Origin of the sequence: Streptomyces sp. NPDC096046 (genome assembly GCF_040303285.1) — a bacterium.
Taxonomy (GTDB): Bacteria; Actinomycetota; Actinomycetes; order Streptomycetales; family Streptomycetaceae; genus Streptomyces.
This window is the reverse complement of record NZ_JBEOSZ010000002.1, coordinates 206,515-216,959: the sequence shown is the minus strand read 5'-3', so window position 1 is coordinate 216,959 and position 10,445 is coordinate 206,515. Positions and strand designations below refer to the sequence as shown.

The window sequence follows — 10,445 nt, the reverse complement described above, 5'->3', positions numbered from 1 at the left end:
GGCCCGCACCCCGGCGCCCCCATCGGGTCCCTGCGAGCCACGCCGCCTCCTCAGGCACCCTGTGAGCCGCGGTGCCTCCTTCGGGCCTCCCCACGAGCCCCGGACGCGCTCATCGGGCCCGCACCCCGGCGCCCCCATCGGGTCCCTGCGAGCCACGCCGCCTCCTCAGGCACCCTGTGAGCCGCGGTGCCTCCTTCGGGCCTCCCCACGGGCCCGGCGCCCGCATCGGGCCCCTGCGAGCCACGCCGCCTCCTCCGTGCCTCCCGCGAGCCAGGGCGCCCACTCCGGGCCGCCCGCGAGGCTGCGACGCCCCTTCTGTGCGTCGTACGGCGCGGCTCCAGCCACTCCCCGTGCCTCACAACACGCCGTGGCACGCGACGGCCCTCACCTGTGCCGCGCCGGCGTCTCCCGGTGCGCTACCGTCCCCGAGGCCCTGACGGCGGCCTGACGGTGCGCCGCCGTGGTGAGGGAATCCTGACGTCGTCCCCGGCCCGCTCCCCCTCGGTCGTCTCCGCGGTGCCGTCCGTCTCCGGACGCCGACCCGCGCGCCGCACGAGCCGGGGGAGCAGATTCCACAGGCCGACACAGACCAGGAAGGTCGCGACGCCCGCGGCGACACCGCCCGCCCGGCCCGTGGTCACGTCGACCACCAGCAGCACGGAACCGCTGAACGCGAACACCAGCACGCACAGGCTGGTGTGGCCAGGCGCGAGGAGACCTGCACGATGCGGGGCTTGGCGCCCTGCTGGAAGAGGGAGCGGTGCAGCGCGGCCGGGGCTGTGAACAGCGCGGCGGCCAGGACCGACAGCAGCAGGGTGACGACGTAGGTGACGCGCTGGACCGGGTCGAGGTCCCCGAAGCGCGAGGTGAAGGCGAGCGACAACAGGAAGGCGAAGAGGATCCGCACGCCCGTCTGGGTGACGCGCAACTCCTGGAGCAGTTCGACGAAGTTGCGGTCCGCACGTTGCAGCGGAGTCTCGTTGCGCGCGGTGCAGGGGCGATGCTCGGCCGTGGGGCGACGGATATCCGCACAAGTCCGAGTCACGCTCCGGCGTGCGGCGGCGCGTCAGGACGCCGCCGCACGCCGGGCGGATCACTTCACGCGCCCGTACCAGACGCTCTTGGTCCAGATCTTCTGGAGCCGCACCACGTCCCCGCTCTTCGGGGAGTGCCAGAGCTTGTTCTTACCCGCGTAGATACCGACGTGGTACACGTTGCTGCCCGAGTGGAAGAACACCAGGTCTCCGGCCTTGCGGTTCTTGCTGGAGATGTGGCGTGTCTTGTTGTACTGCTGGGCAGCCGTGCGGGGGAGCTTCTTGCCGGCCTTCTTGAACGAGTAGAGCGTGAGCCCGGAGCAGTCGAACCGGTGCGGACCGGTGGCCCCGTACTTGTACGGCGAACCCTTCTTCGAGGCCGCGATCTGGAGTGCCTTGGTCGCCGGCGTGGCTGCCGCGGCGTCGGAGGCGAAGCCGGGCGCCACTATCGAACCGCCGACGGCGGCGATGGTGAGCGCCGAGGCCGTGCCGGCCCGGGCCATGAGCGACGGGACACGATTGAGCGCAGTCATGCGCAACCCTTCGTCAGCCGCCTGTGAAGGATGACCTGTCGGATTCGGGCTGGCGAAGTTGCCCGGCCGCTGACGCGGCTTCACCCCAAGGGCTGCTCGGGTGCGGTCATGGCGTGACCGTCCCGGCGACCCGTCGTGCTTGGGTCCTCCACTCCTGCCGATCCACTCCTGTCGACCGGTCATCCGGGCGGCGGCAGGACTCGGCGTCCGCCCGGATCGCCCCGCCACAGCGGCGGGGGCTTGTCGTCAGTCAGGGATCTTGGCTCATGCCTGTCCCGATTTCCCAACCGAACCGGGGATTTGTGTTGTTACTCACCACTCACCCGTTCGGGTGGACACGTGTGCGTTCGAGCCACTGTCCACAGGTTCGTGGAGCGTCGGACCAGCGATGGAATGCCCCATTCCGTCCCCTGACTACGCGCGTCGCGCAACCGGAACGGTCCCAAAACAGGTCTCCCATCTACTCCGAACAGCGGTACGTCATTTGGTCCGTTTCGACTCAGCCGCGGACGGTCCACGGTCGATCGGACGTCCGGAGCGACGACCGCGCGTCAACTGACGGATTCCGGGGGCAGGCTGAGGCGGGCCGTGCGCCGCTCACCGTCCAGCACCCGCAGCGCACGCGCCAGGGTGCCGGCGTGCAGTTCCGTCTCACCCCGCTGGTGCATCAGGGCCAGCGCGTCGCGCAACCCGGCCGCCTTGCCGACCAGGGCCTGGGCGGCGCGCAGTCCGCGGTAGATGTCGCCGTCCTGCGCCGGGTTGATACGGCCCAGCAGGTCGACGACCTCGAGGTAACGGTCGATCAGTTCCGCCTCGGCGCGCGTCAGGGCGGGCAGCGGCGGCAGTTCCGGCGGGAGCATCGGGGCCTCGCCTCACCGTCCGGTCGGCGGGACCGGGGTGGCCCGGCGGTGGGGGATGACCCCGTCCACCAGGCCGTACTCCACGGCCTCCTGGGCGGTGAGGATCTTTTCCCGCTCGATGTCCCTGCCGATCTGCTCCCGGCTGCGACCCGTGTGCCGAGCGAGCAGCTCCTCCGTACGGAGCCGGACGCGCGTCACCTCGTCCGCCTGGATGGCGAGATCGCTCGCCTGTCCCCGGACGGGCCCGGGCAGTGCGGGCTGATGGATCACCAGGCGCGCGTCGGGCAGCGCGAATCGCTTGCCGGGCGCGCCTCCCGCCAGCAGCACCGAGGAGGCCGCGCCGGTCCGGCCCAGACAGATCGTCTCCACGTCGCAGGAGACGTACTGCATCGTGTCGTAGATCGCCGCCATGGCGGGGAAGGTGCCGCCGGGGGAGTTGATGTAGAGCGAGATGTCGCGGTCCGGGGCCTGGTGCTCCAGGTGCATGAACTGGGCCATCACGTCGTTCGCCGAGGTCTCGTCCACGGGCGCGCCGAGGAAGACGATCCGCTCTTCCAGGAGCTTCGAGTAAGGGTCCATCGTCCGCTGCCCGGACCCCGTCCGTTCGGTGAACTCGGGCAGCGCGTGACGGGCGGACGGTCGGGTCATGGCGAACCCCCTCCTCGCGGCGCAGCTGTCTCCGGCGGCAGCTGCTTCTGTGAAAAATGTACAGGACGTACATCGCGTTATGATGGGGGCATGGCCTACGAGATTCCGGTGACGCAAGCCAGGGCTGAGCTCGCCGACCTGATCAACCGCGTGGTGTACGGCGGCGAACGCGTCGTCGTCACGCGGCACGGCAAGCCCCTCGTCGCCCTCGTCTCGGCCGATGACCTGCGGCGACTCGAAGTGACCCAGGAGCTCGCGGAGTCCGCGGAGGAGCAGGTGGTCAGCGCGGTCTCCACCGTCCGCGAGGTCGCGTCCGCCCCCGGCGAATCCCAGCGGTTCGGCATCGCGGCGGAGCACCGCAGGGCGGGCCCGGCCTAGTCCCGTACAGGCGAGAACCGCGCGTCCCCGTCCCCTGCCGCGGGGACGCACGGTCGCTTTCCGTGTGCTCGGAGGCGCCGGTGTGGTGGTCGGCCGACGGTCGGGAGTTCCCTTCGGTCGGCCGCGGGCTCACTGCCCGCCCTCCGTGCCCGCAGCGCGTCGCCGAGCAGTACGGCGCCCAGGCCGAGCGCCGCCCACCAGACCAGCCTCAGGGCGGGCCCGGTCGCTGCCGCGCCGTCGAAGTGGGGCATCGAGCGCAGCCAGTGTCGTGCCCGTGCCCGAGTGGCAGGCTGCGCCATCAGGCCAGGGTCAGGGCGGGCCCGGTCGCCGCCACGCCGTCGAAGTACGACACCGAGCGCAGTCAACCTCGTGCTCGCGCCCGGCGGCAGCACTGGCCGACGGCGCCGGCCGGCTCCGGCAGCCTCTGCGGGGCCGAGGTGGCGCCGGAGAAGGGTTGCCCAGCGGCATCACCGTGGCGGCCGCGAGGCCCGCGTCGGCGGGGCCGGCCAGGGCGGCGAGTCCGGCGACGGCACCGCCGACCGCCGGCGTGGACAGAGCCGGCACCGAGGCCTCCGCCCACCGGTCGCCGCCGAGCGCTCCGAGCCGGTTGTGCGCAATCCCGGCCGCGGTCAGGCCCACCAGGGCCGAGGCGCCGAGCAATGCGAGCACGGCCGGACGCCGCGCAGCCCGCGCCGCGACCGGTGGATCCCAGCGCGGTTAACGTGCCCGAAACGCGGTCCAACTAGCCTGCCGCTCCACGCCACCTGGCACTTTGCCCCGTGGCCGCGGCAGCCGGGCCCCGCACGGCCCGGAGCGAGGACTGTGAGGTGGGACGTGCAACTGACCCCGCACGAGCAAGAACGACTGCTCATCCACGTGGCGGCCGACGTGGCCGAGAAGCGCCGCGCCCGTGGCCTGAAGCTGAATCACCCCGAGGCGGTCGCGCTCATCACCTCGCACATCCTCGAAGGCGCGCGGGACGGCCGGACCGTGGCGGAACTCATGGCCTCCGGACGCACGATCCTGACCAGGGACGACGTCATGGAAGGCGTCCCGGAAATGATCCACGACGTGCAGGTGGAGGCCACCTTCCCGGACGGCACCAAGCTCGTCACCGTCCACGAGCCGATCGTCTGACGGGGAGGCCGCCGTGATTCCCGGAGAGATCCTGTTCGCCGAGGACCCGATCGTCTGCAACCAGGGCAGCGAGGTCACCCGTCTCACCGTCCTCAACGCCGCCGACCGGCCCGTGCAGGTCGGCTCCCACTACCACTTCGCCGAGGCCAACCCGGGCCTGGAGTTCGACCGCTCCACCGCGCGCGGCAAGCGGCTGAACGTCGCCGCCGGCACGGCCGTGCGCTTCGAACCCGGGATCCCCGTCGACGTCGAACTCGTCCCGCTGGCCGGCGCCCGTGTGGTTCCCGGTCTGCGCGGGGAGACCGGAGGTGCCCTCGATGCCTGAGATCTCGCGCGCCGCGTACGCCGACCTGTTCGGCCCGACGACCGGCGACCGGATCCGCCTCGCCGACACCGACCTGCTGGTCGAGATCGAGGAGGACCGTTCCGGCGGCCCCGGCCTCGCCGGTGACGAGGCGGTGTTCGGCGGCGGCAAGGTCATCCGCGAGTCCATGGGGCAGGCGCGTGCCACGCGTGCGGAAGGGACCCCCGACACCGTCGTCACCGGCGCGGTGATCCTCGACCACTGGGGGATCGTCAAGGCCGACGTCGGCATCCGCGACGGCCGGATCACGGGCATCGGCAAGGCCGGCAATCCCGACACCATGGACGGCGTCCACCCGGACCTGGTCATCGGCCCCGAGACCGAGATCATCGCCGGCAACGGGCGGATCCTCACGGCCGGCGCGATCGACGCGCACGTCCACTTCATCTGCCCGCAGATCGCCGACGAGGCGCTCTCCTCCGGCATCACGACCCTCGTCGGCGGCGGTACGGGGCCGGCCGAGGGCTCCAAGGCCACCACGGTGACGCCCGGCCCCTGGCATCTGGCACGGATGCTGGAGGCGATGGAGGCCCACCCGCTCAACATCGGACTGCTCGGCAAGGGCAACACCGTCTCCCACGAGGCGATGCTGTCGCAGCTCCGGGGCGGCGCGCTCGGCTTGAAGCTGCACGAGGACTGGGGCTCCACACCGGCCGTCATCGACGCCGCGCTGACCGTCGCCGAGGGGACGGGCATCCAGGTCGCCATCCACACGGACACGCTCAACGAGGCCGGGTTCGTCGGCGACACCCTCGCCGCCATCGCCGGGCGGGGTATCCACGCGTACCACACCGAGGGCGCGGGCGGCGGGCACGCGCCGGACATCATGACCGTGGTCTCCGAGTCCTACGTGCTGCCCAGCTCCACGAACCCCACCCGGCCGTTCACCGTCAACACCGCCGAGGAACACCTCGACATGCTGATGGTGTGCCACCACCTCAACCCCGCGGTGCCGGAGGACCTGGCCTTCGCCGAGTCCCGGATCCGGCCCTCCACGATCGGGGCGGAGGACGTCCTGCACGACCTGGGCGCGATCTCGATCATCTCTTCCGACTCCCAGGCCATGGGGCGCGTCGGAGAGGTCGTCATGCGGACCTGGCAGACCGCGCACGTGATGAAGCGCCGGCGGGGCGCACTGCCCGGCGACGGACGGGCCGACAATCACCGAGTGCGTCGATATGTCGCCAAGTACACGATCAATCCCGCCCTCGCCCAGGGCCTGGCCCGCGAGATCGGGTCGGTGGAGAGCGGCAAGCTGGCCGATCTGGTGCTGTGGGATCCGGCGTTCTTCGGCGTGAAGCCGTTGCTCGTCATCAAGGGCGGGCAGATCGCGTACGCGCAGATGGGCGACGCGAACGCCTCGATCCCCACGCCGCAGCCGATCCTGCCGCGGCCGATGTACGGGGCCATCGGGCGGGCGCCCGCCTCCAACTCCGTCAACTTCGTGGCGCCCCTGGCCGTGGAGGCCGGGCTGCCCGAACGGCTGGGACTCGGCAAGCGGTTCGTGGCGATCGAGTCGACGCGTGGGGTCACCAAGGCCGACATGCGGGAGAACGACGTGCGGCCCGAGGTGCGGGTCGATCCCGACAGCTTCGCCGTGCACATCGACGGAGAGCTGGTCGAGGCGGCACCGGCCGCCGAACTGCCCATGGCTCAGCGGTACTTCCTGTTCTGAGGGTGGTCTGATGTCGCGAGCAGCGCTTCTCGTCCTGGCCGACGGGCGGTTCCCCGCCGGAGGGCATGCGCACTCCGGGGGTGCCGAGGCGGCGGTCAAGGCCCGGCGGATCAGCGGGGCGGCGAGCCTGGGCGAGTTCTGCCGGGGTCGGTTGCACACGGCGGGACTGGTGGCGGCGGGGCTGTCCGCGGCCGCGGCGCTCGGGATCGATCCCGTCGCGCTGGACCGCGCCGCGGACGCGCGGACGCCGTCGCCCGCCCTGCGGACCGCCGCCCGGAAGCTGGGGCGGCAGTTGCTGCGGGCCGCACGGTCGACCTGGCCGTCCGCCGAGCTGGACGCACTCGGCAGGGAGTTCCCCAGGGGCGCACACCAGCCGGTGGTGCTGGGGCTGGCCGCCCGGGCGGCGGGACTCGGCCCGGTGGACGCGGCGTACTGCGCGGCGTACGAGAGCGTGAGCGGGCCCGCGTCGGCGACGGTACGGCTGCTGAGTCTGGACCCGTTCGACGCGACGGGTGTCCTGGCCCGGCTGGCGCCGGAGGTCGACCGGGTCGCGGACCGGGCGGTGGAGGCGGCGCGCCGGGTCGTCGACGAGGGAGTCGACGCGTTGCCGGCGGGGTCGGCGCCACTGCTGGAGATCGGGGCCGAGGCCCACGCGGGGTGGGCCGTGCGGCTGTTCGCCTCCTAGCGGGTCGCCGAGCCCGTCGTCCCCACCCGCATCAGCCGGACACCAACGGAGGAGTCGCTCCCATGCACCTCGACCACACCCACCAGGGCCCCGCCGCCGTCAGCGCCGACGCCCTGCGCCCCGACGGCCGCCGCCGTGCCCTGCGCATCGGGCTCGGCGGCCCCGTCGGGTCCGGGAAGACCGCCACCGTCGCCGCGCTCTGCCGGGCGCTGCGGGACGAGCTGTCGCTCGCCGTCGTCACCAACGACATCTACACGCGGGAGGACGCCGAGTTCCTGCTCCGTGAGGCCGTGCTGCCGCCCGAGCGGATCACCGCCGTGGAGACGGGGGCCTGCCCGCACACCGCGATCCGGGACGACATCTCCGCGAACCTGGAGGCGGTGGAGGACCTGGAGGACGCGGTCGGGCCCTTGGACCTGGTCCTCGTGGAGTCCGGCGGGGACAACCTCACCGCGACCTTCTCCAAAGGGCTCGTCGACGCGCAGATCTTCGTCATCGACGTGGCCGGGGGCGACGACATCCCGCGCAAGGGAGGACCGGGCGTGACCACCGCCGACCTGCTCGTCGTCAACAAGACCGACCTCGCCCCGTACGTCGGTTCCGACCTGGCCCGGATGGCCGCCGACGCCAAAGCGCAGCGTGCCGAACTGCCGGTCGTCTTCCAGTCGTTGCGGAGCGAGGCCGGGGTGGCGGACGTCGCCGCATGGGTGCGTGCGCGGCTCGCCGCGTGGACGGCATGAGCGGGCGCGCCGGCGCCGGGGTGCGGTCCCTCGCTCGGATCGTCGCCCGTGCCGATGGGCGGGGCGGAACCTCGCTGCCCGTGCTGGAGAGCGACGGGCCCCTGGCGCTGCGGCGCACCCGGGCCACCGGCTGCGAGGCGCGGGTCATGCTGGTCGGTGCGATGAGCGGACCGCTCGGCGGGGACCACTTCACCGTGGACGCCCGGGTGGAACAGGGAGCGCGGCTGTCCGTCGGATCGGCCGCCGCCACCATCGCGCTGCCCGGCCAGGTGAAGGGCGACGCCCGCTACGACGTCCGGATAGAGGTCGCCGACCAGGCCGAACTGCACTGGCTTCCCGAGCAGTTGATCTCCGCCCAGGGCAGCGACCTGTCTGTGGGCACTCGCGTGGAGCTGGCCGCCACGGCCCGGCTCGTGCTGCGCGAGGAGCAGGTGCTCGGGCGGGTAGGAGAGGAACCCGGGCGGCTCACGAGCCGTCTGACCGTGCGGGTCGCCGGGCAGACCGTGCTTGACCAGGAGCTGGCCTGCGGCCCCGGCGCGCCCGGCGGCTGGGACGGGCCGGCCGTGCTGGCGGGACATCGCGCGGTCGGTCAACTGGTCGTGGTGCGACCGGAGTTCGCCGCCGAGCCGGTGACGGCCGGGATGCTGGGGGAGAGGGCCTCGGTGGTGCCGCTCGCCGGGCCGGCCGCGCTGGTGACCGCGGTGGCGCCGGATGCCCTGCGGCTGCGGCGGCTGCTCGACGAGAGTCTGAGGTCCCTCGCCCCTCGACCGTAACCGTCCGCAGAGCAGCATCGGACCTCCGTTCATAGGAGGGGCAGAGAAGAACGTCCCGCCGGAGAACGGCAACGCCGTCTGCACGGCCGTGGAGTGCGCCGATGCCAGTGGCCACCACTTGGCGGTGCACCTGGGACCGGGACGACACCCGGCTGCACCGCGACCACCCCTTCATGACCTGGGCCAACGCTGGATGAACCTGCCGTGCGCCCGCCTGGCCGACCAAGCAGCACGCGCCGGTGACCGTCAAGACCGGCAAGGGCCTGCCCGGCGTGCTCGTCGTCCAGTCCGAGCGGGACGCGGCCACCCCGCACGAGGGCGCTGTGGAGCTGCACAAGCGGTTCAAGGGCTCCCGTCTGATCACGGAGAAGGACGCGGGTTCCCCCGGCGTCACCAGCCTGGTCAACCCCTGCATCAACCCCCGGTGGACAGCTACCTGCTCACCGGCAAGCCGGACGGCGCCGACGTGACCTGCCCACCGCACGCCACGCCGAAGCCGTAGCCGCGTCCGTACGGTGGTGAGGGGCGGCCGGGACACCGGCCGCCCCTTCCTTACGCCTGCCGGGCCGCGAACCAGGCGTCCTCGGCCGCGTAGTCGAAGAGGTCCGGGTAGACGCGGGCCAAGGCGGGGAACGCCTCCCGCCAGTCCTGCTCGGACAGCCGGCGGACGAGCCACTCGACCGTCTCCGGCAGGCTGTCCGGGTAGTGGACGAGCGGCCGGTAACCCAGCTCCCGTTGGGCGGCGGACATGTCGCACACCACCGGCAGCTCCACCGACCACGGTGAGCCGCCCACGGACGCCTGCGCCGGGCCGTCCAGCAGGACCGTCTCCGTCTCCGTCTCCATGACCGCGTCCACAGCCGCCCCGATCTCCACCGCGGTCGGCGGCCGTGGATCGCAGGCGTTGAGGATCCGCGAGCCCGGCCGTGCCGCCGCCAGCCGGATCAGTTCGGCGACATTGCGCGCGGCAGAGGTGTGGAAGAGGCTCCCGCCCCGGAAGGCGAGCACCCTGCGGCGCCGGCCGTCGAGGTTCCGCTTGACGAAGTACAGCTCCCGGGGGAGCGGGCTGCACGGTCCGTGGATCGCCCCCGGGCGCAGCACGGTCGTGGGCAACCGGTCGCCCGCCGCCAGGAGTTCACGCTCCAGGGCCACCTTGCGGGTGCTGTAGGTGGCGTCCCCCGGCGGGACCGTGACCTGGTCCTCCGTGAGCGGTACGGGATACCGGGGAAGGCCGTCCGGCTCACCCATGGTGTCGAAGCCACGGCCCGTGCCGTCCTCGTACACCGACACGCTCGACACCACCACGGCCGAGCCGATCCGGTCGGCCCGGTGCGTCAACTGCCGTGCGTGCCGGGCTCCGTAGGCGACGATGTCGACCACGAGGTCGCAGCCGTCGCCGATCAGGGCGTCGAACGCCGCGTCGTCCTCGCGGTCCAGGCGCCGTGTCCGCACCTCGTCCGGCCAGTTCTCGTCCCGGCCGCCGCCGCGCGAGGCGGCCGTCACCTCCCAGCCGTCCCGCGCCAGCGCCTTCACCGCCGGCTTCCCGAGCTGCCCGCCCGCCCCGATCACCACCGCTCTCCTCATGCCGCGACGGTAGATCGCCGCGGGCCTGCCGGGA

General features: G+C 72.6%; 11 protein-coding genes and 2 pseudogenes. 8 read left to right on the top strand and 5 right to left on the bottom strand.

The features are described 5' to 3' along the window. Positions 1 to 384: 384 nt before the first annotated feature. From ABTX62_RS03390 to ABTX62_RS03375, 4 genes and pseudogenes are all read right to left on the bottom strand, one after another. Positions 385 to 1,024, bottom strand: a pseudogene (locus tag ABTX62_RS03390) (DUF6328 family protein). A gap of 69 nt (positions 1,025 to 1,093) precedes the next feature. Further along, positions 1,094 to 1,567, bottom strand: coding sequence for a C40 family peptidase (locus tag ABTX62_RS03385; RefSeq protein ID WP_283970880.1), 474 nt, complete (start codon positions 1,565 to 1,567; stop codon positions 1,094 to 1,096). Positions 1,568 to 2,118: 551 nt separating this feature from the next. Continuing rightward, positions 2,119 to 2,427, bottom strand: coding sequence for a hypothetical protein (locus ABTX62_RS03380; RefSeq protein WP_352114581.1), 309 nt, complete (start codon positions 2,425 to 2,427; stop codon positions 2,119 to 2,121). 12 nt (positions 2,428 to 2,439) lie between these two features. After that, positions 2,440 to 3,075, bottom strand: a complete 636-nt coding sequence (locus ABTX62_RS03375) for an ATP-dependent Clp protease proteolytic subunit (protein WP_352114580.1) — start codon at positions 3,073 to 3,075, stop codon at positions 2,440 to 2,442. 90 nt (positions 3,076 to 3,165) lie between these two features. On the opposite strand from ABTX62_RS03375, the gene ABTX62_RS03370 reads away from it, so the two are divergent. The 8 genes and pseudogenes from ABTX62_RS03370 to ABTX62_RS03330 form a co-directional block, all read left to right on the top strand. Beyond that, positions 3,166 to 3,453 (top strand): type II toxin-antitoxin system Phd/YefM family antitoxin, encoded by a 288-nt coding sequence (locus ABTX62_RS03370; RefSeq protein WP_352114579.1) that lies wholly within the window; start codon positions 3,166 to 3,168, stop codon positions 3,451 to 3,453. Between the two features lie 834 nt (positions 3,454 to 4,287). Further along, positions 4,288 to 4,590 carry an urease subunit gamma gene (locus ABTX62_RS03360; RefSeq protein ID WP_352114669.1) on the top strand — a complete coding sequence of 101 codons (303 nt, stop codon included), beginning with the start codon at positions 4,288 to 4,290 and terminating at the stop codon, positions 4,588 to 4,590. 13 nt (positions 4,591 to 4,603) lie between these two features. Further along, positions 4,604 to 4,915 carry an urease subunit beta gene (locus tag ABTX62_RS03355; RefSeq protein WP_352114578.1) on the top strand — a complete coding sequence of 104 codons (312 nt, stop codon included), beginning with the start codon at positions 4,604 to 4,606 and terminating at the stop codon, positions 4,913 to 4,915. Next, on the top strand, positions 4,908 to 6,629 hold the full coding sequence (locus tag ABTX62_RS03350) for an urease subunit alpha (protein WP_352114577.1): 1,722 nt from the start codon (positions 4,908 to 4,910) through the stop codon (positions 6,627 to 6,629). The genes ABTX62_RS03355 and ABTX62_RS03350 overlap by 8 nt, the downstream gene beginning before the upstream one ends. A gap of 10 nt (positions 6,630 to 6,639) precedes the next feature. Then, positions 6,640 to 7,314, top strand: a complete 675-nt coding sequence (locus ABTX62_RS03345; RefSeq protein ID WP_352114576.1) for an urease accessory protein UreF — start codon at positions 6,640 to 6,642, stop codon at positions 7,312 to 7,314. 62 nt (positions 7,315 to 7,376) lie between these two features. Further along, the gene (gene ureG / locus ABTX62_RS03340) at positions 7,377 to 8,054 is read left to right on the top strand and encodes an urease accessory protein UreG (protein WP_352114575.1); all 678 of its coding nucleotides are present in this window, start codon (positions 7,377 to 7,379) and stop codon (positions 8,052 to 8,054) included. Further along, positions 8,051 to 8,827, top strand: coding sequence for an urease accessory protein UreD (locus tag ABTX62_RS03335; protein ID WP_352114574.1), 777 nt, complete (start codon positions 8,051 to 8,053; stop codon positions 8,825 to 8,827). The genes ureG and ABTX62_RS03335 overlap by 4 nt, the downstream gene beginning before the upstream one ends. Positions 8,828 to 8,882: 55 nt before the next feature. Then, positions 8,883 to 9,329 (top strand): annotated as a pseudogene (locus ABTX62_RS03330) (alpha/beta hydrolase); the annotation flags it as partial. Positions 9,330 to 9,379: 50 nt separating this feature from the next. Here the strand turns inward: ABTX62_RS03330 and ABTX62_RS03325 are convergent. Next, entirely contained in the window at positions 9,380 to 10,411 is a 1,032-nt protein-coding gene (locus ABTX62_RS03325; RefSeq protein WP_352114573.1) for an NAD-dependent epimerase/dehydratase family protein, read from the bottom strand. Positions 10,412 to 10,445 lie beyond the last annotated feature (34 nt).

What these genes read in the sequence shown, in the direction of transcription:
- ABTX62_RS03385 (WP_283970880.1), bottom strand. Translation starts at nt 1,567, where the DNA reads ATGACTGCGCTCAATCGTGTCCCGTCGCTCATGGCCCGGGCCGGCACG.
- ABTX62_RS03380 (WP_352114581.1), bottom strand. Translation starts at nt 2,427, where the DNA reads ATGCTCCCGCCGGAACTGCCGCCGCTGCCCGCCCTGACGCGCGCCGAG.
- ABTX62_RS03375 (WP_352114580.1), bottom strand. Translation starts at nt 3,075, where the DNA reads ATGACCCGACCGTCCGCCCGTCACGCGCTGCCCGAGTTCACCGAACGG.
- ABTX62_RS03370 (WP_352114579.1), top strand. Translation starts at nt 3,166, where the DNA reads ATGGCCTACGAGATTCCGGTGACGCAAGCCAGGGCTGAGCTCGCCGAC.
- ABTX62_RS03350 (WP_352114577.1), top strand. Translation starts at nt 4,908, where the DNA reads ATGCCTGAGATCTCGCGCGCCGCGTACGCCGACCTGTTCGGCCCGACG.
- ABTX62_RS03345 (WP_352114576.1), top strand. Translation starts at nt 6,640, where the DNA reads ATGTCGCGAGCAGCGCTTCTCGTCCTGGCCGACGGGCGGTTCCCCGCC.
- ureG (WP_352114575.1), top strand. Translation starts at nt 7,377, where the DNA reads ATGCACCTCGACCACACCCACCAGGGCCCCGCCGCCGTCAGCGCCGAC.
- ABTX62_RS03335 (WP_352114574.1), top strand. Translation starts at nt 8,051, where the DNA reads ATGAGCGGGCGCGCCGGCGCCGGGGTGCGGTCCCTCGCTCGGATCGTC.
- ABTX62_RS03325 (WP_352114573.1), bottom strand. Translation starts at nt 10,411, where the DNA reads ATGAGGAGAGCGGTGGTGATCGGGGCGGGCGGGCAGCTCGGGAAGCCG.